At 42.5% G+C, this 23201-nt stretch carries 21 protein-coding genes, 1 rRNA gene and 1 pseudogene; 15 read left to right on the top strand and 8 right to left on the bottom strand.

Annotated elements, in window-relative coordinates; all coding sequences use genetic code 11:
- The first annotated feature begins 216 nt into the window (after positions 1–216).
- From REC12_RS03425 to REC12_RS03415, 3 genes are all read left to right on the top strand, one after another.
- Positions 217–561 carry a hypothetical protein gene (locus REC12_RS03425; protein ID WP_308892409.1) on the top strand — a complete coding sequence of 115 codons (345 nt, stop codon included), beginning with the start codon at positions 217–219 and terminating at the stop codon, positions 559–561.
- A 232-nt stretch (positions 562–793) separates the two neighbouring features.
- On the top strand, positions 794–1255 hold the full coding sequence (locus REC12_RS03420) for an NUDIX domain-containing protein (protein ID WP_308892408.1): 462 nt from the start codon (positions 794–796) through the stop codon (positions 1253–1255).
- 48 nt (positions 1256–1303) lie between these two features.
- Positions 1304–2122, top strand: a complete 819-nt coding sequence (locus REC12_RS03415; protein ID WP_308892407.1) for a TIM barrel protein — start codon at positions 1304–1306, stop codon at positions 2120–2122.
- 145 nt (positions 2123–2267) lie between these two features.
- On the opposite strand, the gene REC12_RS03410 is transcribed toward REC12_RS03415, so the two are convergent.
- On the bottom strand, positions 2268–2873 hold the full coding sequence (locus REC12_RS03410) for a class I SAM-dependent methyltransferase (RefSeq protein WP_374214163.1): 606 nt from the start codon (positions 2871–2873) through the stop codon (positions 2268–2270).
- A gap of 381 nt (positions 2874–3254) precedes the next feature.
- A pseudogene (gene sfsA, locus REC12_RS03405) lies at positions 3255–3937 on the bottom strand (DNA/RNA nuclease SfsA).
- Between the two features lie 850 nt (positions 3938–4787).
- On the opposite strand from sfsA, the gene sigI reads away from it, so the two are divergent.
- The 4 genes from sigI to REC12_RS03385 all read left to right on the top strand — a co-directional run bounded on the left by sigI (position 4788) and on the right by REC12_RS03385 (position 10105).
- Positions 4788–5477 (top strand): RNA polymerase sigma-I factor, encoded by a 690-nt coding sequence (gene sigI / locus REC12_RS03400; RefSeq protein WP_308892406.1) that lies wholly within the window; start codon positions 4788–4790, stop codon positions 5475–5477.
- Between the two features lie 27 nt (positions 5478–5504).
- Positions 5505–6617, top strand: coding sequence for an anti-sigma factor domain-containing protein (locus REC12_RS03395; protein ID WP_308892402.1), 1113 nt, complete (start codon positions 5505–5507; stop codon positions 6615–6617).
- 226 nt (positions 6618–6843) lie between these two features.
- On the top strand, positions 6844–9237 hold the full coding sequence (locus REC12_RS03390; RefSeq protein ID WP_308892400.1) for a cell wall-binding repeat-containing protein: 2394 nt from the start codon (positions 6844–6846) through the stop codon (positions 9235–9237).
- 304 nt (positions 9238–9541) lie between these two features.
- Entirely contained in the window at positions 9542–10105 is a 564-nt protein-coding gene (locus REC12_RS03385) for a GNAT family N-acetyltransferase (RefSeq protein ID WP_308892398.1), read from the top strand.
- An 80-nt stretch (positions 10106–10185) separates the two neighbouring features.
- Here the strand turns inward: REC12_RS03385 and REC12_RS03380 are convergent, their stop codons facing one another.
- Both REC12_RS03380 and REC12_RS03375 read right to left on the bottom strand, forming a co-directional pair.
- Positions 10186–10503, bottom strand: coding sequence for a branched-chain amino acid transport AzlD family protein (locus REC12_RS03380; RefSeq protein ID WP_308892396.1), 318 nt, complete (start codon positions 10501–10503; stop codon positions 10186–10188).
- Complete coding sequence (locus REC12_RS03375) at positions 10493–11218, bottom strand: AzlC family ABC transporter permease (RefSeq protein WP_308892394.1); 726 nt, start codon at positions 11216–11218, stop codon at positions 10493–10495. Before REC12_RS03375 ends, REC12_RS03380 begins: the two co-directional genes overlap by 11 nt.
- A gap of 114 nt (positions 11219–11332) precedes the next feature.
- Here REC12_RS03375 and pdxR point away from each other — a divergent pair, with 114 nt between their 5' ends.
- The 5 genes from pdxR (at position 11333) to REC12_RS03350 (ending at position 15430) form a co-directional block, all read left to right on the top strand.
- The gene (gene pdxR / locus REC12_RS03370; protein WP_308892392.1) at positions 11333–12844 is read left to right on the top strand and encodes a MocR-like pyridoxine biosynthesis transcription factor PdxR; all 1512 of its coding nucleotides are present in this window, start codon (positions 11333–11335) and stop codon (positions 12842–12844) included.
- A gap of 71 nt (positions 12845–12915) precedes the next feature.
- Positions 12916–13377 (top strand): HD domain-containing protein, encoded by a 462-nt coding sequence (locus REC12_RS03365; RefSeq protein WP_308892463.1) that lies wholly within the window; start codon positions 12916–12918, stop codon positions 13375–13377.
- A gap of 166 nt (positions 13378–13543) precedes the next feature.
- A complete protein-coding gene (locus REC12_RS03360; protein WP_308892390.1) occupies positions 13544–13735 on the top strand; it encodes a ferredoxin in 192 nt (63 codons plus the stop codon).
- 273 nt (positions 13736–14008) lie between these two features.
- Entirely contained in the window at positions 14009–14560 is a 552-nt protein-coding gene (locus tag REC12_RS03355; protein ID WP_308892389.1) for a cytochrome c3 family protein, read from the top strand.
- A 138-nt stretch (positions 14561–14698) separates the two neighbouring features.
- Entirely contained in the window at positions 14699–15430 is a 732-nt protein-coding gene (locus tag REC12_RS03350) for a YkgJ family cysteine cluster protein (RefSeq protein WP_308892387.1), read from the top strand.
- Positions 15431–15441: 11 nt separating this feature from the next.
- On the opposite strand, the gene REC12_RS03345 is transcribed toward REC12_RS03350, so the two are convergent.
- From REC12_RS03345 to REC12_RS03330, 4 genes are all read right to left on the bottom strand, one after another.
- The gene (locus REC12_RS03345; RefSeq protein WP_308892385.1) at positions 15442–16335 is read right to left on the bottom strand and encodes a LysR family transcriptional regulator; all 894 of its coding nucleotides are present in this window, start codon (positions 16333–16335) and stop codon (positions 15442–15444) included.
- Positions 16336–16741: 406 nt separating this feature from the next.
- Positions 16742–17557, bottom strand: a complete 816-nt coding sequence (locus tag REC12_RS03340) for a methyl-accepting chemotaxis protein (RefSeq protein WP_308892383.1) — start codon at positions 17555–17557, stop codon at positions 16742–16744.
- Between the two features lie 348 nt (positions 17558–17905).
- On the bottom strand, positions 17906–19129 hold the full coding sequence (locus REC12_RS03335; RefSeq protein WP_308892381.1) for an NAD(P)-dependent malic enzyme: 1224 nt from the start codon (positions 19127–19129) through the stop codon (positions 17906–17908).
- A gap of 61 nt (positions 19130–19190) precedes the next feature.
- Complete coding sequence (locus tag REC12_RS03330; protein ID WP_308892380.1) at positions 19191–20075, bottom strand: HpcH/HpaI aldolase/citrate lyase family protein; 885 nt, start codon at positions 20073–20075, stop codon at positions 19191–19193.
- 420 nt (positions 20076–20495) lie between these two features.
- On the opposite strand from REC12_RS03330, the gene REC12_RS03325 reads away from it, so the two are divergent.
- The 3 genes from REC12_RS03325 to REC12_RS03315 all read left to right on the top strand — a co-directional run.
- The gene (locus REC12_RS03325; protein ID WP_308892378.1) at positions 20496–21407 is read left to right on the top strand and encodes a sugar phosphate isomerase/epimerase family protein; all 912 of its coding nucleotides are present in this window, start codon (positions 20496–20498) and stop codon (positions 21405–21407) included.
- Positions 21408–21796: 389 nt separating this feature from the next.
- Positions 21797–22681, top strand: coding sequence for a LysR family transcriptional regulator (locus REC12_RS03320; RefSeq protein WP_308892376.1), 885 nt, complete (start codon positions 21797–21799; stop codon positions 22679–22681).
- A 284-nt stretch (positions 22682–22965) separates the two neighbouring features.
- Positions 22966–23201 (top strand): 16S ribosomal RNA (locus REC12_RS03315); the annotation flags it as partial.

Raw genomic sequence — 23201 nt, 5'->3', positions numbered from 1 at the left:
AATGTGACGTGATGGCTGATAGTGACAAGGTCGGCAGTAGCGGTATTGCAATAATCGATGTAAGGTTTTATGAAACGGGGAGATAATTTGGCGAATTCAATAAGCAAGAAACCATTTACATGTCTAATTCTTATTTCATTGCACCTTATCTTGGGGATCGGAGCTGTTTTTGGTGGAACGGTTTTGATAATTGATCCCAGTGGAGGGCTGATAAAGATGCCTATTACCTTACTGGAGAATTCTCCATTTAACAATTTTTTGATACCAGGAATTATTCTTTTTGTAATAATCGGTGTGTTACCTTTAATTGTTTCATATGCACTTATCACCAAATGGGATTGGAAAGCAGCTGATAGACTGAATTTATTTTCCCAAATGCATTGGTCGTGGGCATACTCTCTTTATACAGGATTTGCTTTGATTATTTGGATAGCCATTGAGGCTTTTTTCATTAAACAAATGGCGGGAATACACGTCTTCTATGTTTTCTTAGGCTTGATGATACAAGCAGTTACAGTTCTTCCATCTGTCCAAAGATATTATCAGGTGGGAAAAGTCTGAAAGTGATTCGAGACCTTTGGAAATTCGCCTATGCAAATCCATTAGCTGGTATGCCATATTTCCTTAATCCTATGTGACAAGACTGAATTTGCCTTGCATTAAATTTGAAAACCATTGTAGAAGAGCGTTTGATGCTTTTCCGTTCCAGAGGATATGCCAGCCATTACAATAACGACAGCCGCTTAAGAAAACTGCCCAGTTTCTGAGTAATCTGCGTAAGGGGTGGATAAAAATGAGACAAATTAGGAATTCTGCGAAAGCAATAATCATTAAAGACAATAAAATCTTACTTACTAAAAATCAGGATTCACTTGGAATTTTCTATTTGCTGCCGGGTGGCGGACAAGAAGCGGGCGAGTCAATTGTTGATGCGTTGAAACGGGAATGCCTCGAAGAAATATCAGTGGAGGTTGATGTTCTGGATATAAGATATGTGCGGGACTACATAGGCAAGAATCACGAGTTCTCCGTTGAGGACTCAGAAATACATCAAATTGAATATATGTTTATTTGTTCTGTGAATACTGGATTTGAAGCAAGAAATGGTATTGTCCCGGACACGATGCAAATAGGCGTAGAATGGGTAGAATTGAAATCTCTGGGTAAGTACAGACTTTATCCCAAGATATTGAAATCCCTTATTTTAGAGGATGGTTTACTTGAAGGGAGAATTTATTTAGGAGATATAAGCTGAGGGGTAGATGGTCAAGAGGAGCCCAGATATTTAGACAAGGATAGAAACATGGATAAATTATTGTTTGGAATTTCAGGCTTGCCAATAAGCAGCGGATTAAAAAAGATCGACTATGCTTCGGGAATTAAATATTTAAAATCGATAGGCCTGGATGCAATGGAACTCCTTTTTGTGCGAAATGTAAATGTGACGGAAAAAAATAAGGATCTTATATTAAAAGCTAAATTGGACAATGAATTCTATCTGTCGGCTCATGGTTCACACTATATAAATCTAAACGCAGAACAATCTGATAAACAGGAACAGTCGAGGGAAAGAATAATAAAAGCAATAGAAGGATTGTCAAAGGTTAAAGGCCGGAGTTTGATATTTCATCCCGGTTATTATCTGCAAGACACTAAAGAAGAAGCCTATAAAACGATAAAACAAAACTTACAGAAGCTTCCTTACAAAGAAATTGATTATAGGCTGGAGACGACAGGGAAGGTAAGCCAATTTGGGACTCTTGAAGAGTTAGTGCTACTTTGTAAAGAAGTTGATACCTGTAAGTTATGTATAGACTTTTCTCATATTCATGCCAGAGGAAATGGGTGTTTAAAAGACTATCATGATTTTGCCCAGATACTGCAATATGTTAAGGATGAGCTTGGAGGTTCTGCTCTCAGTGATTTACACATTCATATGGGTGGGATAAATTATAATGAGAAAGGGGAGAAAAACCATCTTCCCTTGTTAGACAGTGATTTCAAGTATGTGGACTGTTTAAAAGCCATAAAAGATTTTGACATCAAAGGATGTGTAATCTTGGAGGGGCCTCTAGTGGAGAAGGATGCTTTATTACTAAAGAATACCTATGAAACGTTATAGTAGAAGTTGGTTGGTAAACCATGAGAAAATTGAGGACAATGTCAAGGAACCTTACCACTGTGCAATTATTATTATATAATTCGGAGGTGCCAATTATAATTGGCACCTCCGAATTGCGAGAATCATGTTGATAGGATCGGTAGAATTATTCAAGGTTTCTTTTACGCATTAAGCAAACCCAGGCTCTGGGGGGATTGGGACGGTTAGATCCGAAATGGCTTGAAACGAGTGAAAGGATTTCGAAATTAGGTTCGACGGAGATGACAATATCTCTGGCAGTACGCCTCGGTGGACCTGGAATATTGCGTTGCTCGTCAGCATTACCGATAATGCTCAGCCACAGACCATTCCTATCTAAATGGGAAGCTACATTTTCAGCAAACGCTTTCCGTTCTTCATCTGAATTAAAGGAATGAAAACAGCCCCTGTCAAAGGCCAAGCCGAATGGGGCCTGTGCGACTTTGTTTTTAAGGAAGTCATTGACCGCAAAAGTACATTTGACACCAGCTTTTGAAGCTTCCTCTAACGCCTTTTGTATGGCAATCTCCGAAGCATCAATACCAGTCACCTCAAAATTATTTTGAGAAAGCCAGATTGAGTTATTACCGGACCCGCACCCAATGTCCAGTGCTTTGCAAGGTTTGATAGCCATTGTGTCTATAGTTTGAATAAGGTTGAAGTCGGGCTTGCCAATATCCCAGGGAGTATCGCCTGAGTTATATCTTTTCTTGTACTGCTCCTCTACAATCATTTTGTTTTTACCTCCCCGTCATAATCTTGAAACGTTTTAGTACATATGCAGTTTTCTGGGATAAATTGCTAGATATAGTTATTATATAATTTTTTAAGCACAAAACAATCTGGGGGCTTAGATTCTAAATATAAGATTCATTAATAATCAATCGATTGAACGTCTCGAATTCGGATTCAAATATCCGTAACCTTATGTTTTTAGAACAGTGAAAGGCTCTTAAGAAGATATAACATTATGGGCCTTAAATTAAGCTTGCTCACCAAGAAAAGGCCAGCCAAGTAAATTCCGCCCCAAATTGTTGCTGTTAAAGCCAGGCATATTAGTCCATATACAATAATTTTGCAATACAAAGAAGTTATAATAATATTCAGTCCGATGTTAAAAGCGGACTTCTATTGGAGTTCCTATAGTTATTTCGTCTTCCTGGACTACAGAATCATAGGCCAGGATTGTCACTCCTTTTTTACTTGCAAATTTTAGTGCCTTGGCAAATTCAGGGTCCCTTAACTCAAAGGGGGTAAAATACTTTACTCCCTTCAGTTGGATCAGGAAATGAAACCGGCGTATCCTTCTTCCACAGCTTTGATCATTTCATAGATATGCTTACAGCCCCTCTGAGTTGGGGCATCCGGGAACATGGCAATGCCTTCGGTTTCCAGCGTTACTCCTTTTACCTCTATAAATCCTTTTCGTTCTTTAGTTTCAAAGTACAAATCAAATCTGGAATTGCCGTAAACAGTTTCTCTGGACAGCTTTGTAATGTCATGAAATTCTTTGATGTTTCCTTCTATAATTCCTTGATAGACAACCATATTGGGGATCTGTGAATCAATGTTGATTAGCGTATCTCCTTTATATCCGGCTATTATTGAGTACTTTGTTTTCCGTTCCTTATTTTTGGCTGCTTCTAAGACTACCACAGCTCCTTCTCGCAGTATTTCTCTGCACCGCCCCGTATTTCTGACATGAACAATTTCTTCTTCATTGCCTACCATCACATGAGCAATAAATCTATTAGGCCGTTTTATAAATTCAGCAACTGTAACAGATGTATACTTCAATGCTTGCCCTCCCTTATCTACATAAATCATAGCAGATGATGGTTCAGAAACAAGCTTCCTTATGCAAAGGGAAAGTGTTTCCAGCTTTCTACATGAAAGTCAAGTTGGACCAGACGGAGTTACAGTTCATGAGAACATGCAATGATGGCTTCTGATTACACAATAAAAAATTCAATTGGCTTTTTCTAATGATTTCGCTAAAGCTTGAGGAAATAAAACCGATACACAGTTAAAAACATAATTAATTTAATAGAGTAGCCCTGGGGAAACGATTAACGTCTCATACAGTCATTAGTTTTAGCGAAAGGTTGGACAAATTGTTTATGAAGTAAATAAAATTTATTTTCGAGAAAATCGGAGCGCCAAAATAAATAGGTACAATAGTAAGAAGCCCTGCATACCGGGCTTTTTACTATTAATAATTAAATAATTATATTTGAAGGATTCTTAAAATGAATTATCTAATGGGCAGAAAGAACTATAGATGTGAAAAATTTAATGTGTTATTTTATTGCTGTTCATATCTTATTTCTGCTCAGATCAAGATGAATAGGGAGTGTTCAAGTGGCTTTGAGATGGTGTACAAAACTAGTCAAGTCCAAAGAATTGTCTATGTAAGATATTTCCATGAGGCGATACTGTTGTTTTAAAAGGAAATGGCCAATAAAATGTCGAATTACCGAATCTATTCGATCTTCATTAATTCAATAGATTGTTACAAGGATTTTTTAGGTTAGAGGAAAGTTAAAGAGTTTATTTCTTTTATAATTGAAGCTATTTGCAGAGATTAGGGCAAAAGCCCCCTGAAAGATAGAAATTCCAGCGTATAAAAAGGTAGGAGGAGGAAGGCATGCCGGAATGGGAAGACCAATTAACCTGGCAGCATTTGAAAGAGGATTCAAAAATCCGAGAGGATTTCTTGGCCAAATCTCAAATGTTTATTTGTCATGTGGCCAGCCAGGTGTGTTTCCGGTTTCTGGAATGGGGCAGAGATGAAGAATTGTCAGAGGCCTTAATCGCTTTCAATGAAGCGATAGACCGGTTTATAGCAGATAAAGGGGTGCCGTTTTTAGCTTATGCACGGATTTTGATTAAACGTCGGCTTATTGATTACTATCGCAAACAGAAATCGCAGCAGGCCAATTCCCTTGACCAAGAGAGCTTTGGGCGAGAGGTTGAAATTCATCTGAGTTTGAATGAATTTAAAGAAAAAGAACAAGCCGGTGAACGGGTGGCGGAAATTCGGCAATTCACCAAAGCTTTAGCGGCGGTTAAGCTTACCTTTCAGGACTTAGTTGCAGCTTCGCCAAAACATCGGGATTCCCGTGAGACACTTCTCAAAGCAGCCAGAGAATTGGCATCTGATGCAGAACTTTGGGCACATACTGAACGGACTGGAAAAGTCCCTATGCAGGCTTTAGCTTTGAAAACTCAGATTCATCCAAAAGTTTTGGAACGGGGACGAAAGTATATCTTGGCCGTTGCCTTACTTATTGCGCATCAGCATGACTATGTTTATTTGAGAGAATACGTACTCTAATGGGAAAGGGGGGAGAGGATGAGTAAAATGAAAGCCGTTGTTTTGGAAAAATCCGGATTGCGTTACACTGTCTTAGGAAATGACGGCAGCTTTCGCCACATTTATAGGAGGCGAAATGCTGAAGTCGGCGAAGAAATTGAGATTTCGACAAGGAAAGTTGGCTTTGGAGAGCTGCGCTTATGGGCAGGAGCAGCTGCACTATTTCTTATAATCATAACGGCCATTTTAGGCTGGAATTTATATCAGGCTCCGACGGCGGTGGCTTTGTTATCCGTCGATATTAACCCGAGTTTGCAATTTACGATCGACGCACAGGGACATCTCCTGAAGTTTCAAACGCAAAACGATGATGCTAAGCGTATGCTGAGCCAGGTTAATCTGACAGGAAAGCCAATTGATGAGGTATTGGGAGAAATTATCACCCAGTCCTACAATCAAAAATTTCTCACCTCAGAGCAACAATGGGTTGTGGTAGGATATTCTCCGCTATCAGATAAAGCAGCAGGCCAAATGCCTCAAGAAATCAATGATAATCAGATCGCTTTATGGGTTACTGGGGCAGTTAAAAAAAGTGGATTTACCCCAGAAGTTGCAGTGTTCCCTTTGACTTCTCAGGAGTGTGAGCTTGCGCAGCAAGGAGACTTGACTCTAGGAGAGTATGCACTTTGGCAAACTGCCCAAAAGGCGGGAGCTGTGACACAACCCGAGAAATTAAAGGACACTTCAGAACGGGTTCGCTTACTTGAAGACCCTCAGGTACAGGCACAGATCAAGGTGGAGAAGCGGGGATTGGAGTATGGCTTACCTCGAACGCAAGAGACTGCGGAACAAGATTCCGGCTCTACAGATAATCCAAATAAAACCAAAGAAAAATCTATGCCTGATGGCTTGCCATCCTCTTCTTCAGCTAATATTCCAAACGACCCGGGGAGACGGTTTGAACAACCATCGAAAGATAAAGATAACAAGGAAAAAAACGACGGTCAGAACAGTAAACATAAAAACAATCAAAAAAATAGAAGAAACGGAAAAGACCATATGTCCCACATTTATGAAAGCAAAAAACCAGATCCATTAGCTAAGGAGAACGGCTTAAAAGAGAAAGAAAATGGCAAAGCAGTGATTAGAAAAAGAAAATAAGCATCGTAAGCTTAATAGGCTCCTTATCGTAAACAATTTCTGGAATAACCCCTCAAATGGGGTTATTTTCAGTTTCTTCAAAGCGTATAAAGTATTGGGCTTTTATTAAGAAGATTGAGGCAAAAAATTAATAGAAACTTTTTACCCCCCCTGAAAATCAGAAAATCAACCGTATATTTTTTTGAGACAGAAAGTGCTGTCGATGAATTTTTAGGAGGGAAAAAGTTTGAGAAAGAAAACTAAATTGACTACGGCGGCTATAACGAGTACTTTGCTCATCTTCACATTGGTTGGAACTGTTCAAGCTCGGCCCTATTACAACAGATTTGCAGGTAATGACCGGTTCCAAACCTCTACGGCTATAGCCCAGCAGGAATTTCAGGGACAACAAATGCAAAATGTAGTAATTGCCTCAGCCTATAGTTATCCTGACGCTTTGTCTGCGAGCACTCTGGCAACAAAACTTAAAGCATCGATCATCCTTGTAGGCACTGACGTGAATGATTCACAGGTCAGTTTGAACTTTATTAAAAGCCATTTAAAAGCTGGAGGAAATGTCACAATTATCGGCGGAGTAGGGATAATCAATCAAAAGGTGGAACAATGGCTACATAAAGCGGGCTATCACGTGTCGCGTATGGGGGGCCTGGATCGTTATGCCACGAACTCTCTGATTGTCAGCAACCTTAATATAAGCCCCGGAACGCCCGTTATTATTGCCAGCGGCAATGAATTTCCGGATGCGCTGGGCGTTGCCTCACTTGCTGCCAGTAAAGGGTGGCCAATTCTTTTGAGCGGCCCTAACCAATTGCCCGATGCCGTTAAAAACTTCATTACGACAGATCAACCTACCAATATTTATATTGTTGGGGGCAAAGTCGTGATCAACGATTCCCTTCAAACAGCACTCCAGAGTATAGCTCCTAACGCCCAAATACAGCGGTTTGGCGGCCAGGACCGGTTTGAAACCTTATCTCAAATCTTAACGAAATTTTACCCTAACCCAACACAGATTTATCTTGCCAACGGCCTTGATTATTCCGATGCACTTTCCGGAAGTACATTGGCAGCGCAAAACAATGCGCCAATTCTGTTAATAGATCCAAAATCCAGGCAGTTGCCCCCATCGATTCAAGATTATCTAATAACTATTCGAAATACAGGCAGTAATCCACAAGTGAATGTTCTTGGCGGAACAGTTGGTGTTCCTGATTGGGTAATCAATCAAGTCAACGAGATCTTCGGAGACTCTACGACATCTCCAGGAACTGCTCCCATTGCAATAAGCAGCCCATCGACAGCAGGATTTACAGTGGGATTAAATCCGGCACTCAATGGTTTGACCATAAACAACTTCACTCTCCTTAATAGCTCGGGGTATACCGTACCTATTGCAGGCGTGACAACCGTCAATGGAGGAGCAACCTATACAGTCAGTGCAGCTTTGACTGCCGGTCAGACTTACACGTTAACAGCTAATTATGCGGGCAATGCTCTGGGAACAGCGCAAAGCTTTACAGTGCCCTACAGCACAAACAGCACAACATTGACTGTCAGCAATCCATTAACGACGGGGCTCACGGTGGGATTAAATCCGGTGCTCAGTGGTTTAAGCGCAAACAACTTCACCCTCCTCAATAGCTCGGGGTATACCGTACCTATTATAGGCGCGACAACCGTCAACGGAGGAGCGACCTACACAATCAGTGCAGCTTTGACTGCCGGTCAGACTTACACTTTAACAGCCAATTATGCGGGCAATACTCTGGGAACAGCGCAAAGCTTTACAGTGCCCTACAGCACAAACAGCACAACATTGACTGTCAGCAATCCATTAACGACAGGGCTCACGGTGGGATTAAATCCGGTGCTCAATGGTTTAAGCGCAAATAACTTCACTCTCCTCAATAGCTCGGGGTATACCGTACCTATTATCGGCGTGACAACCGCCAACGGAGGAGCGACCTATACAGTCAGTGCAGCTTTGATTGCCGGTCAGACTTACACGTTAACAGCCAATTATGCGGGTAATACTCTGGGAACAGCGCAAAGCTTCACAGTGCCCTACAGCACAAACAGCACAACATTGACTGTCAGCAATCCATTAACGACGGGGCTCACGGTGGGATTAAATCCGGTGCTCAATGGTTTGACCATAAACAACTTTACTCTCCTCAATAGCTCGGGGTATAACGTACCTATTGCAGGCGTGACAACCGTCAACGGAGGAGCGACCTATACAATCAGTGCAGCCTTGACAGCCGGCCAGATTTATACTTTAACAGCCAATTATGCGGGCAATACTCTGGGAACAGCGCAAAGCTTTACAGTGCCCTACAGTGCGAACAACGAAACATTGACTGTCAGCGGTCTTTCAACGACAGGGCTTACAGTGGGATTGAGCTCACCACTTAATGGTCTGACTACAAACAATTTTACCCTTTTGGATAGTTTGGGAAATCGTATCGTTATTACAAGCGTGACAACAACCGACGGAGGAGCGACTTATACAATCAGCGCAGTTCTGAATGCCGGCCAAACTTACACCTTAACGACTAATTATGCCGGTTATACATTAGGAACCCAGAGTCTCATAATTCCAACTGTTTCAGCCAGTTAAGGCTATAGATGAATAATACCTGCCCGATGACTGCTAGGAATAGTATTACTCAGTAAGTAGCATTATAGAGGAACAGTCGAGCAAAAAGGAGAAGCCCTTACTGCGGAAACCCGCATGGTTATAGGACTTCTTCTTTTTTATACCTAGCCGGAAAGTTTGCTATAATGAACATTATAGGCTTTAAAATTGAGTTGGTAATTATTTTTCAGGAAAATGTTCTTTACTGGCGAAGTAGTGATAAAAAGCAAAGAAGTTCAAATTCCAAAGTATATTTATTAAGAACATTAGCAAATGGAGGATTACGATGAATATAAACTTATTTCACAAGCTGGAAGGCGGGAACATTCGTTTTAAAGCCCTGGAATTAAAGGATATCCAGGCGATACATAACTACGCATCGGATGAAAATGTTTCACGTTTTATTGGCTGGCGCTTAATGAAAACTTTAGACGAAACTCATACGCACATTGAAGAGATGTTACAACGTGAAGCGGCGGGTAGCCATTTATATGCATCCGTTGTACTCAAATTAAGCCAAGAAGTCATCGGGACAGTCATGATTTTCAATTTTGATCATGAAGCAAACCATGCCGAAATTGGTTATGTCTTTCATAGCAGTCATTGGGGCCGGGGCTATGGCACGGAAGCCCTTTCGCTAATGGCTGAATTCGCTTTTGGTTCCCTTAACCTCCACAAACTTCATGCCCAAGTGGTGGAAGCTAATGTTGGTTCCCTCCGAATACTGGAAAAGAACGGTTTTAAGCGCGAAGGGCGATTGAAAGACTATTATTTTATCGATGGTTCATATTATGACAAGATATTGTTGGGTAAGCTTCAATTGACTGGATCGGCTTTTGATGCCGGGTGACATGTCGTATTAGGCTTTCACCACACAAGCGACCAGTGAGGCCGCTTGCTTTTATTGTCCGGATTGGCCCAAGGGAATTTTTATAACAACTTCAGAATAAACAGTACCGACATTCCAAGTCCTAAGGTGGCAATAATATTGCGGCTTTTATAAGCTGCGAAAGCAGCGGCTATACCCGCGATTAGATAGTGATTGTTCAGACTGATGTCCAAAGATCCTTTGGGCAAAAGCAATGACGGTACAATTAAGGCTGTTAAGATAGCAATCGGGACATATTTTAACCACCTGCCTAACCACGTGGGCATTCCTGTAAAGCGGAACAAAGCCAGAGCACCGAATCTAGTGAAGTAAGTAACCAGGGACATGCCTATAATGATGTTAAGAATTTCATTGCGCATGTTTGCTATCCCCCTTGGAAAGGCCCCCGACTAAACTTGCTGTAAGGCAGGCGATGATAATATACCATTTCCCTGGCAAGTACTGGGCGGCAAATACTGAGACCGCCGCTGAAATGCCGAAGACAATCAGACTTGTGCGGTCTTTCAAGAGGGGGATTAACAATACCAAAAACGTTGCCGGCATGGCAAAATCGAGCCCCCAGGTTAAAGGATCGGAAATATAGCTGCTCAAAACGACCCCGGCCGCAGTAGCTGAAACCCAAGCAAGATAAAGCACCGTACTCACAGTTAATTGATAGAGCACACTGTAGCCATTCTTGTGAATCCGACTGATGGTCAGAGCATAAGCTTCATCGGTCAAAAAGAAAGCCAGGAGCGCTTGGAAGGGAAGCGGCAGTTTAATCATATAAGGTGCTAAAGATGATCCCATAATTAAGTGGCGCAAGTTGACCATTAAGGTAGTTACTATGATAATTCCCCAAGCTGTTACGCCTGCTCCCAGCATGGTAATGCCAATGAACTGTGAGGCGCCGGCAAACACAAAGACCGACATGGCAATGGTTTCCGCTCCTGACATTTTTGCCGCGAAGCCCATTATCCCGCAGGTAATGCCGAAAGGCACTACCCCAAGCACCACTGGGATACAGTCGCAGAGTGCTGTCCACGCTTCTTCTGCCCGCCTGCTTCTGTCAGTGAGGAGATTTGACAACTGCATAATTATTCCACCCATCTTATAGTTTCCTAAATCTTAATAAGTAATAGGAACATTGTAAATATCCAATTAGCTATATATAATAAAAATTGGATATAAAACAAGGAGAAGTGGAAAGTGGATATAACCAAATATCTAAATAGAGCAGAACTAAATGCTTCTGATAAGCGGCCGCTTTATCTGCAAATTGCTTTAGTTGTTGCGGATAAAATTCAAAAGCAGATTCTGCCTCCCGGTCTGAAACTCCCTCCGGAGCGGGAGTTAGCCGACCTCTTTGCGGTAAGTCGTACAACTGCCATCAATGCTTATCGAAAGTTAGAACAACAAGGATTGGTATGGACAAAAGTGGGCAGCGGCACTTATGTGGCGCAGGCAAGGGATGCTGAGCCTCTGTCAGAAGTTCCCTGGCCTCAATTGTTTACGGCTTATCCTCAAAATCCCTTGGCTTCAATCCTGAGGGAGATAGTTTCCAGCCCTGCGCCGGGAACAATATCCCTGGCTGCCGGCATGCCTGATCCGGATCTTTATCCGCTGGATACCTTTAGAGAGCTGTTTAACTCCAGAATTGGCAGGACTTCTCCCGCCGATTTTGGCCATATTCCCATAGAAGGTTACCAGCCATTTCGACTGGCAATTGCCGCTATGTTGAATGAGAAAGGTATATTAGCTTCGACGGAAAACATACTTGCTCTTTCCGGGTCTCAACAAGGATTATATTTGCTTAGCAAAGTCTTGGTGGAGCCAGGCGACTATGTCGTGGTGGAAGCACCGACGTTTATCGGCGCCATTCAGGTTTTCCAGGCCGCAGGGGCAAGGGTGTTAAGCTTGCCGTGTTCGGAAAAGTTGTCTTTAGAACTGTTGGAGGACTTTTTAATTCGCTACCGGCCAAAACTGTTTTATGTTATACCTACTTATCAAAATCCGACGGGTAGGGTGATGCCGGAAAACGAGCGCCGGGATTTGCTAAACCTTGCCCAACGTCATCGGCTCGTTATAGTGGAAGATGATCCTTACAGCGATTTATATTATGGTGAACGGCCTCCTCAGGCTTTAAAAGCTTTGGATTCTTACGGAGGAGTTATTTATCTGGGAACTTTCTCGAAAATTCTCTTTCCCGGTTTACGTACAGGTTATCTTGCCGGCCCGCCTGTTCTAATCAACCGGCTTGCTTTAGAAAAACAATTGATTGATCTGCATTCCAACAACATAGCTCAATGGCTTTTGGCGATGTTTTTGCACGAAGGAAAGCTTGCTCAGCATCTGAGCACAGTGCACAGGGAATATAAAAAACGCCGGGATACAATGGCTAAAGCTCTCCGGCGTTTTTGTGCCAACGATCTTGAATTTGTCATCCCTGAAGGAGGGTTTTATTTTTGGTGCCAATTGAAACAGGCCGTCTCTTCCCAGCGACTTTTACAAGAAGCTGCAAAGCAGCGCATTTCCTTTGTACCTGGAGAGGCCTTCTATAGTGTGTCCTCCCGCGATCAGGAGTTTCGCCTCTGTTTTGCAGCCCACAATGAAACAATTTTGCTTGAAAGTGTGCAGCGCCTGGCGAAAACCTTGGCTCAAATAACCAAAAGGAATAAAGAAAAGGAGGCGCAGCCCAGTTTGCTCTGGCCGATTATTTAGCTCTAATTTGTAGAAGAAAAGGAGATGGTGTTGTGAATACAAATACTCTGGCTAAAGATGTAGTCTTCAAAATGATCCAGTATTTTGGCAACGATGTAAGAAGGATTAATCATGCTTTGAAAGTCTATGGTTTTGCTAAGACTCTAGGAGAACTTGAGACAATTGGTGGGGAAGAGCTTCAGGTTCTGGAAGTGGCGGCGGTACTGCATGATATCGGGATTAAGGAAAGCGAGCGAAAACATAATTCATCCTCGGGAACTTATCAGGAGATCGAAGGCCCGCCGATAGCGCGGAAACTCTTATCTGATTTCCAACTGGAAAGGGAATTTATTGACAGGGTTTGTTATCTGATCGGAAACCATCATACTTACAGTAAAATAGACAACAGAGATTTTCAGATCTTGGTGGAGGCAGATTTGTTGGTTAATATTTTTGAAGACAATTTAAGTGCACAGGCCATAAAGCTTCTTAAAGAGAAATATTTTAAGACGAAAAGCGGGATTTCTCTGTTGGAGTGCATGTTTCAAAGTTAGTTTTGCCGGAGTTAAACCATTGGCATTGCCATAAATCAGGGCAGACAGAGGACTAGGGCAGCTGGGAAAAACTGTTTTGCTATTATGGATAGATAAACTACCCAAGACGGGCATCTCGTGGTAAACTATTTGTGAAAAACCTTTAAAAATTAGGGAGGTTATAGTTATGATTGCTGAAGTAGATCAAAATGAGTGCATCGGATGCGAATCCTGCCCGGCGTTCTGCCCCGAAGTATTTAGAATGGGGGCCGATGGATTGGCGGAAGCTTACACTAACCCGGTTCCAAGTGAGTGTGAGGAAGCTGCTAAAGAAGCGGCTGAAGGTTGCCCGGCACACTGCATTACTATTGAAGAATAGTCAATGAGACGGGGAAATACTTAAAACAAATTTTAAATGTGAAACAGAGATAGCCATCAGAAACTTGGCTATCTCTTATTTTTTGGGCAACGCTTGTGATACTAATTTGTGTTTAATATATTACATTTCTCATTTAGGTAAGACACTGTAACAAAGCTGTATGGCAGTCAAGAATTGTGAAATATCTAATCTTTTAGGCGCAAATTAGTATGAGAGTTTAATTTAAACCAAAGGAAATACTTCAGAGATTAAGCCTCGGAATACTTGTTGGTTATGTTAGTAGCCGGGATAATAGCAATCGCAAATTTACATACACTATCCTTTGAAGTATTAATTGAGGTGACATCAATGTGGAAAAAAATCATTTTAGGAGTTGGAATAACGCTGGTAGGTTTGTACGCCTTATTTCAAGTCGGATATTACGCTACATCATATCCTCTATTTTGTGTATCATGTCATGAGATCAAACAATATGCGGCATCTTGGCAAGGGTCGGTCCATAAAAGCGTCAATTGCCTTGAATGCCACCAGCCCAGGGGAGAGTTAGGAAAATTTCATGCCAAGGCCAGAGGCTTGAATTATGTATTTCAACATGTTAGCGGTGATTATACCGTACCAACTCGAGCAATTATATCTGACCAAAATTGTCTGGAATGTCATCTGGGCGATAACCCGGCATTTCCCCAAGCCCTTAGATTAAAAAACACAGCAAAGGTGAATCATTATCAAACTATCAGAAAGTCTCAATCTTGCCTCGACTGTCACAGAGATACCGGGCACGCAGTGGATATATATTTGAACAGCGATTTAAAAAGCAGTAAATAAGTACGTTGATAAGCAAGCTGCCTAAAAGAATTTGGGCAGCTATTTTTTCTTCCCGGGAACCGCAGCTTAATTTCAGTAAAAGAATGATTTAAGTTGTCTTAGGCTTTATAATAAAAAGGATTGAAAGGAGGCGAATTTATGGATCACCGACGTTTAGTCCTGAAGGAAGACAGTGAGTTTAACTTCCACTGCCATGACGGGCTGGATTGTTTTAAAAAGTGCTGCCGGGATATTAATATTTTTCTTACCCCTTACGATGTGCTGCGGATGAAAAATTTCCTGGGCCTCTCGTCGGGCGAATTTCTGGAAAACTATACTCTTAAAGTACATATACCTCAGACGGGTTTCTCTGTAGTTCAGATCAAGATGTCTGAGGCGGATAATCTGAAATGTCCCTTTATCACACCGAAGGGATGCCGGGTTTACCCGGAGCGGCCCTGGTCCTGTCGGATTGCACCGGTGGACATGCTGGGCGGAGGGAAATATTCTTTTGTTTTTGAGAGCAGCCGTTGTCATGGTTTAAACGAGACTAAGGCGCAAACCGTAAAGGAATGGGTTCAGGATCAAGGTTTGTTGATTTATGAAGAAATGGAACAAGGATTTAAGGAGATACCTCATCATTTAAAGCTCACCGCTGACCAGGAAACGGATGAAAGGATTGCAAAACTGTCTTTTACGGTCTGTTATGATTTGGATAATTTCAAGGATTTCTTAATGACCCATCGTGAGCTGTTTAAAGCGATGAACTTAGAATTTGATGAAGAGGCTTTAGATAGGATCAGTCACGATGATGTTCAGTTAATGAAATTTGGGTTCAAACTGCTCTCTTTAGGTTCCGATCAGTTAAAGGATTTGCCCTTAATAGACTGAAACCCTGGAATTTATAATTCAAACAGTCTTAATTTCTCCAGAAATTCCTCAACGGCTTTAGAGCTTGCCGGTTCTTTACTGTGCAGAATACTCAAGCGGCGGGAAAGCTGGAGTTTTTCTTTTGTCTTAATCGGCACCGTTTTGATTACCTTGGCGGCGATTTCCTTGTGAACGACGAGCCGGGAAACAATCGTGATTCCCAGGCCGTTAATAACGGCTTCTTTGACACCCTCGTTGCTGCTAAAGACAAAGGAACGGTTAACTTTCACTTGCAGCAATTTTAGGAGATCGTCACTGAAGGAACGGGTCCCTGAGCCGGATTCTCTCAAAATCCAAACTTGGTCCTGAAGGTCTTGGGCTGAAACTTTGCTGAGCTTACTCAAGGGATGGCCGATGGGAACGATTAAGAGCATGTCGTCCTGCATGAAAGGTTCTGCTTCGATATCGGGAAGGGTCACCTGTCCTTCAACAATCCCGATGTCCAAGTGGTTTTGGTGCAGCAGTTGAGTGATCTCTTCCGTATTGGCGATAGTCACCGCCACATCAACATTCGGATAATTTACCGAAACTTCTGCCAAAAAACGGGGGAGCACATACTCGCCGATGGTAAAGCTCGCGCCGATTTTCAAAGTTCCACTGACAACATGGCGGAGATCATTAATTTCATTTTTAGCCTGATCGTAATGGATGAGAATTTCCTTGGCATGCCGAAGCAAAGCTTCTCCCGCTGGGGTGAGGCTGAGGCGCCTGGAGGAGCGATGCAGAAGTTTGGCCCCAAATTCATTTTCCAGGTTGCGGATATGAAGACTGACGCTTGGCTGAGATAAAAAGAGTTCTTCGGCGGCACGAGAAAAACTGTTTTGCTCGACAACCGTGACAAAGACCTTAAGCGATTCTGCAATCACAAAAAATGCCTCCTTAACCATAAAAGCGTTAATTGTTCCTGATAAGATTTAGAAATATTTAAATAGCTAAAGGTCGATATATTGAATTGCTCAATGCTTATGATAAGACATCTAGATTGTATGTGACTATCTCAACCTTTATAGTTAGGTCAGAAACCTGAAAGCAAAGCAGCCTGTAAGGCACCTGTTCCGGAACAATAGGTGAAGTAAAAATTCAGGAAATTTTGTCTGGAATAGAGAGAGCTGAAAAGAAGATGTCTCACAACAAAGAGCTATTGGTCGGAATGCCGACGCCGGTTATTCAACCTTAATTCTGCTTTAAATTAAGTTAAGAACGATGCATTGGCCGAAAAGATACATGTCGGCCAACGTATTGTTCTTTTTTATAATTAAAACTTAATTCAATTTAAATTTTGTGAGCAAGCGTGTTTAGATTCTCAGCGGTATTTTCAATGACTTCAATTGCCCTGTTGATTTGTTGGATTGCCGCGTGAACCGCTTTAATTCCCTCAGCAACCTGTTCAATCTCTAATCCTTCTTTTGCCATTAAGTCATTAATGCCATGGATTACGTTTTGAGTTTCCGTAGCGTAATTGGCGCTGGAATCAGCCATTTTGTGGATTTCGTCCGCGACTATTTTAAAACCGCGTCCGTGCTCTCCGGAGCGGGCCGCTTCAATAGAAGCGTTCAAACCTAACAATTTAGTATTCCTGGAAACGGAATTAATAAACTGCATCAGCCTTTCTGTTTCGCCGACATGTTGTTCGACTAGATCGGCTGATTCTAATAAGTTTTGTGCGGACTCAGTGAGGTTTAGGGAATGTTCAAGCATATTCTTGGTCAGGACTGAAATTTCCTTTGTAATATGAGCGAGTTCCTGAGACGAATGAACTAACTGCTCTTCCAAGTTTTTTACTGCGCTGGGAATTAAAAAAGCTATCCCTCCAACAACATGTTCGTTTGTTTTAAAGGGTACAGCTACAGTATAGTAGGGAAAGCCAAAAACTTCAGGTCCATTTTCTTTAACGACTAATCTTCCTGTTCTAAGAGCTTCCAAAGCCCCGGATTCCGGGGGCAGCTTGTCTCCGGCATGAACCTTCAAGGCCAAACGGGTTCCTTGCTTTACGTCGAGATAATGTTCCCGATCGAAAACAACAACGGTTCCCTTTCCTGAAATTGCCTCATAGAGCAGCGGTATGAACTGCTTGAGCATATCTAACATAGTACCACACCCTTCTGAATTTAGCGGCTATTCATTGTTAGCTTAGCAAACTATTTCGAATACAAAAATACAGATGCTTTATGTAATATATTAGAAATTACTATAGTTTTCATAGTTTATTTAAGGAGTTCAATACCTCGGGAAAAGTTTATTTTGGGCCTTATTTGTACTTCGAAAAAACTAAATAGCAAATTGGGGGCAGTAACAAATGTTAGGTAATTTTGTTACTGCCCCATTCTTAAAGATGTTGTAGGGGAAAGCTATTTGTGGTTTGGTTGTAAGCAGCCTTTTCATTTTAAAAAAGGTAATTAAAGAAGCAATCGGTTTGAGATCATGCAACTATCTATCTTAAGCAAGCAAGTTGCGTAAATTTTGGGCTACATCTGCCGGATCTACTTTCTTATTGGCCACACCGCTGTCCATGGCTGCAGTGGCGACAGCGGCAGCCACCGCAGGGGCAACTCTGTTGTCAAAGGCCTTGGGAATAATATAGTCCGCGGAGAGCTCCGGGGCGCTGACGATAGAGGCAATAGCTTGGGCCGCGGCAATTTTCATGGCCCCGTTAATTTCTTTGGCCTGGCAGTCAAAGGCGCCTCGGAAAATACCGGGGAAAGCCAGGATATTATTGATTTGATTGGGAAAGTCGGAACGGCCGGTTCCAATCACGGCTGCGCCTGCTTTCAGGGCTTCTTCCGGCCAAATTTCCGGAACAGGGTTGGCTTGGGCGAAAATGATGGGTTTTTCTGCCATGGCTTGAACCATTTCCGAAGTGACAGTGTTGCCTACGGATATCCCGATAAAGACGTCGGCCCCTTTCAAGGCAGCGGCGAGATTGCCCTTGATCAGTGCCCGATTGGTCTTTCTGGCAATCTCTTCTTTATATTTATTCATCCCTTCCGTACGCCCCTCATAAATTGTCCCTTTCGTATCGCACATGATCACGTTTTGAAGGCCGCAGTCCATTAATAGTTTGACGATAGCCATACCCGCTGCCCCCGCGCCGCTCGTAACAATAGTGACATCCTTCAAATCTTTGTCAACCACTTTCAAAGCATTTAATATGGCGGCTAAGGTTACGACTGCTGTGCCGTGCTGGTCATCGTGGAAGACAGGTCCGTCATAAATCTCTTTCAATTTTTCCTCAATCTCAAAACATTCCGGCGCCTTGATATCTTCCAGGTTGATACCGCCAAAGGTGGGTTCTAACAACTTAGCTAATTCCACTATTTTAGCAATATCTTTTGTATCCACACAGATCGGAAATGAATCGACGCCGGCAAAGTGCTTAAAAAGGAGGGATTTGCCTTCCATCACGGGCATGGCGGCACGCGGCCCAATATCACCGAGTCCAAGAACGGCTGTTCCATTTGAGATCACGGCTACGGTGTTGGCTCTGTTCGTGTAGACATTGACCAGCTTGGGTTCTTTGGCAATTTCCATACAGGGTTCGGCAACACCTGGCGAATAGGCAAGACTTAAGTCATTGTGATCACGACAAGGAACTTTTAGAGCGATTTCGATCTTTCCTCTATGATCAGCATGGAGTTTTAAAGCATCATCTTTTAATGACATAAAGGGCACCGTCCTTTGTTTAGAATAGGGGAATTGCAGAAGTTAACATATTCAGGCCGGATTATTTTTTTAGCCTTGCCTCGATTTCACTTTGGGCCTTGAGCAGATCAAGGGCGTTAAGATAAACCGGCGTGTCGACCATTTTATTATTGAAAGAAACGGCCGCTTTTCCTTTGGCGATAGCTTCTTCTTCGAAGACTTTTACGATGTCTTTGGCCCATGCGACATCTGCCGGGTCCGGAGAATAAAGACGGTTTGAGGCTTCGACCAAATTGGGGTGAACAATCATGCGGCCTTTATAGCCCATCTGCCGCCCTTCGGCGGCATTGCGTTCAAATCCGGGGATATCCAGGTAAGAAAGGTATGGCGCATCAATGGCGAGTATGCGGGCCGCTTTGGCCGCTACGCCCAGATATCCCCGGGCGAATTGCTGCTCGACAGCCTCGGATGTCAATTTGACTTGCATGTCACGAGTGTAGTCAACGGCGCCAAAGATGGCGGCGACAACGCGGGGACTTGCCGCACAAGACTGATAGGCATTAACGATACCCAGAGCTGTTTCCACCAGCAGGCAGATTTTAATACTGCCTGTTTCCAGGCCGCGGTTGCGTTCCAGTTCTTCCAATCTCCAGTCAAGGCGCTGTACGTCGGCGGCACACCCGACTTTGGTAAGATTGATCCCTTTGAGTCCTGCGTACACGACAGCTTCCAAATCATCGTTGGTCATATTCGTTTCCCAGCTGTTAACCCGCACCCAAGCTTCCGCACCGGTTGAACCACATAACTTAATATTTTCACGAACCATTTGCCGGGCTTTTTCTTTTTCGGCAGGCGGAACGAGATCTTCAAGATCCAAAACAATGACATCAGCATTAAAAGTTAAGGCTTCCTCCAGAGCTTTCTTATCGTTGCCAGGAACATAGAGCATTGATCTCATAACAGTCATGGTCATTTCCCCTTTATTTAACAAAATCTCACAAGCGCTTGTTTCACCTTCATTGTAGATAGCTCCTGAAGATAAGTAAAATACCGGTTAAGAATACAGTGTATTTAAGCGCTAAATAAATGGTCGCCAATCGAGGCTCATCAGAGCAGCTTTAGCCCTTTTCTTTTCCTCAAAGTCCGGTGTTATTTATTCTTTAAATAAATACGGTATATTCGAAACCAATATTTTACTATTCCTTGTAAGCCCCTTATCATCGAAGTAGAGTAATCAAAAAGATTAAGTAACATCAAGGAATTTTAATCGTTATGGCAATACCGTCATCGTACTTGTCGCGACGGTATTCGGGAGCTCACTTGCCCTTAGTTGCCGCAACGGCGGAAGAAATGAATTTTTTAGAGAATCTGATGGAGGGTGCTTTTTATGAATGAGCCTATGCGAAGCTATATGAAAGTAGGTTTGGTCCATTTTATGGCTTACCCCAGCACAGAGCAGGGCCAGGGGCCAATTTTGGAGACCTTAAAAAGGGTTGCTTCGGACGATTACTTTGAGGTTGTTGAAATGACCTGGATAAAAGACCCGGAAATCAGAAGCAAAGTCAGGAATATCATTAAAACATCGCACTTGGAATTTGCCTACGCCGGTATGCCCAGGCTCTTGACTACCAAACAGAATATTAATAGCCTCAACGAGGAAGAACGCCTGCAGGCTCTGGCTAACTTGAAAGAAGGAATTGACGAAGCCTATGAGATGGAGGCTCTGGATTTTGCTTTTCTGAGCGGCAAGTATTCCGAAGATAAAAAGGAGCAGGCCTACCAGGCGCTGATAAGGTCGACGAAAGAATTGTGTGCCTATGCCAAAGCAAAAGGAGCTATGAAAGTGGCTCTGGAGGTTTTTGATTATGACGTTGACAAATGTTCAGTTATTGGTCCGGTTAACCTAGTGAAGCGATATGCCGAAGAAATTCGTAAGGACTTTGATAATTTCGGGCTCATGGTAGACCTAAGCCACCTGCCGCAGCTGCGGGAAACGCCGGAAGAATCCCTTATTCCCGTCAGGGATCACATAATCCATGCCCACATAGGTAATGCCGTTGTTAAAGATAAGTCTTGTCCCGTCTATGGAGACGCTCATCCAAGATTTGGTTTTCCCGGCAGCGAGAATGACGTTGCTGAAGTTGCAGCCTATCTTAGAGTGCTCTTGTCTATTGGCTATCTGAACAAAGAAAAGCGGCCCGTAGTCAGCCTTGAAGTCAAACCTGTCGGCGATGAGGACCCTGATCTGATTATAGCGAATGCCAAAAGAGTTCTGAATCTGGCCTGGGATAGAGTGTAAAACAAAAAGCCTGAACTATTATTGACGGAACAGCCCTAAAAACCACGGGAGTGTCGCAACTACTTTTTTAAGTGGCAAGTGATACTCCTTCTTGCTATTTGCAGTAAAAATAACTTAGTGGTTGCTTGCGATTTAAATTTTTGCCGTTGCTTAATTTTGGTGTACAAATTGGCCTTCTAGTTAAGGCTCTTTTTTATAACCTTTTTCAAATTCGTAAGTTGAAAACAAAGAACAACTTATAATAAAACGGCATTTTAAATCATAATTCAAATGCCGTTTTATTATAAGTTGGAGGGAACGCGAATTATCACTCCTCCTGTCTTAGAGCAGGCTTAAAATATGATATAATTTCGGAGAGGTACTTTAAACTTGGAAGGCGGCAAAAGTAAGTGGAAATAAGACATTTGGAATATTTTATCGAAGTTTCACGCCACAAAAGTTTCAGTAAAGCCGCTGAGGTTACTCATACCTCTCAGCCTTCTATAAGTAAGGCGATTAAGGATTTAGAAATAGAATTAGGAAAAACTTTATTTTACCGCAGCACTAAATATGTTGAATTAACAGATGCAGGAGAAATCATACTTGAGCAGGCTCAACAAATAGTAGCATCTTTTCGCAACCTCAACACCAAATTAGAAGGGCTTACTAAACTGCAAACGGGAAAAATACATATTGGGTTACCCCCGATAACTGCGGTTACAACATTTTCTCATTTGCTTAGCGCATTTAAAAACGAGTATCCTAAAATTCAAATTCAACTCTTTGAGTTTGGCCCCAAAAAAATAGAAGCATCTCTTCAGGAAGGATTGCTGGATATCGGTATCTTTACTCCCGAAGACAGTGATCTTTTTGAATGGATTTGGTTCGAGCAAGACCCGCTCAGCGTAATTATGCACCCGGAGCATCCTTTAGCCCAATGCGGCAGTGTTAAGTATGAGGATTTTTATGGCGAACAACTCATTTTATTTAATAGCGATTATAAACTTCATGACCTGATTATAGATAAGTGTAAAAAAGCTGGAGTTAATCCGGAGATTGCCTTCGAAACTTCCCAGAGAGAGTTGATGACTCAAATGGTGGCGGCTAAGCTGGGTTTAGCCTTGCTGCCAAGCAAGATTTGCAAAGAACTTGATTCTCAAATTATTGTTTCCCGTCCCTTTTCCGATTCACAGTTATACCTTCAACTGGCTTTAGTATGGAAAAAAGGTCGTTATCTCCCCCACGCGGCTCAAGAGTTTTTGGATTTTTTAAAAGAGAACTATCTTACAATGTAAATTCAAAAAAAACAGTTGACAATAAGAGCTAAAGGATGTATTCTAACAGAGCGCCAAAACGAAGCGCTAAGATTTAAGAGACTGAGATTAAAAACTTCGAGCTTTTAAATCAAATTGATGCAGATTAGTTATTGACAACATATGTTGAAAATGCTAAAATGCAATTCCGTGGTCTTTGAAAACTAAACAACAAGGACAGCCAATGAGAGGGACTCGCAAGAGTTCCGAAAGAATCATGAAATCATGAGCAAGACATCAACTTCTACTGAAGAAGTGAGATAACTTTTTTGGAGAGTTTGATCCTGGCTCAGGACGAACGCTGGCGGCGTGCCTAACACATGCAAGTCGAACGGAAACAACCTCTAAGTTTACTTAGAGAGCGTTTTAGTGGCGGACGGGTGAGTAACGCGTGGGTAACCTACCCAACAAGCCGGGACAACCCTTGGAAACGAGGGCTAATACCGGATACGCTTAAGACCTGGCATCAGGTTTTAAGGAAAGGTGGCCTCTGAAGATGCTA

Source organism: Candidatus Desulfosporosinus nitrosoreducens, assembly GCF_030954495.1.
GTDB lineage: Bacteria > Bacillota > Desulfitobacteriia > Desulfitobacteriales > Desulfitobacteriaceae > Desulfosporosinus > Desulfosporosinus nitrosoreducens.
This window is presented reverse-complemented; position numbering and strand designations above follow the sequence as displayed.

Bases quoted from the DNA above. Each gene is read 5' to 3' on its own strand.
- REC12_RS03425 (WP_308892409.1), top strand. From the start codon at position 217: ATGCCTATTACCTTACTGGAGAATTCTCCATTTAACAATTTTTTGATA.
- REC12_RS03420 (WP_308892408.1), top strand. From the start codon at position 794: ATGAGACAAATTAGGAATTCTGCGAAAGCAATAATCATTAAAGACAAT.
- REC12_RS03415 (WP_308892407.1), top strand. From the start codon at position 1,304: ATGGATAAATTATTGTTTGGAATTTCAGGCTTGCCAATAAGCAGCGGA.
- REC12_RS03410 (WP_374214163.1), bottom strand. From the start codon at position 2,873: ATGATTGTAGAGGAGCAGTACAAGAAAAGATATAACTCAGGCGATACT.
- sigI (WP_308892406.1), top strand. From the start codon at position 4,788: ATGCCGGAATGGGAAGACCAATTAACCTGGCAGCATTTGAAAGAGGAT.
- REC12_RS03395 (WP_308892402.1), top strand. From the start codon at position 5,505: ATGAAAGCCGTTGTTTTGGAAAAATCCGGATTGCGTTACACTGTCTTA.
- REC12_RS03385 (WP_308892398.1), top strand. From the start codon at position 9,542: ATGAATATAAACTTATTTCACAAGCTGGAAGGCGGGAACATTCGTTTT.
- REC12_RS03380 (WP_308892396.1), bottom strand. From the start codon at position 10,503: ATGCGCAATGAAATTCTTAACATCATTATAGGCATGTCCCTGGTTACT.
- REC12_RS03375 (WP_308892394.1), bottom strand. From the start codon at position 11,218: ATGCAGTTGTCAAATCTCCTCACTGACAGAAGCAGGCGGGCAGAAGAA.
- REC12_RS03365 (WP_308892463.1), top strand. From the start codon at position 12,916: ATGATCCAGTATTTTGGCAACGATGTAAGAAGGATTAATCATGCTTTG.
- REC12_RS03360 (WP_308892390.1), top strand. From the start codon at position 13,544: ATGATTGCTGAAGTAGATCAAAATGAGTGCATCGGATGCGAATCCTGC.
- REC12_RS03355 (WP_308892389.1), top strand. From the start codon at position 14,009: ATGTTAGTAGCCGGGATAATAGCAATCGCAAATTTACATACACTATCC.
- REC12_RS03350 (WP_308892387.1), top strand. From the start codon at position 14,699: ATGGATCACCGACGTTTAGTCCTGAAGGAAGACAGTGAGTTTAACTTC.
- REC12_RS03340 (WP_308892383.1), bottom strand. From the start codon at position 17,557: ATGTTAGATATGCTCAAGCAGTTCATACCGCTGCTCTATGAGGCAATT.
- REC12_RS03335 (WP_308892381.1), bottom strand. From the start codon at position 19,129: ATGTCATTAAAAGATGATGCTTTAAAACTCCATGCTGATCATAGAGGA.
- REC12_RS03330 (WP_308892380.1), bottom strand. From the start codon at position 20,075: ATGACTGTTATGAGATCAATGCTCTATGTTCCTGGCAACGATAAGAAA.
- REC12_RS03325 (WP_308892378.1), top strand. From the start codon at position 20,496: ATGAATGAGCCTATGCGAAGCTATATGAAAGTAGGTTTGGTCCATTTT.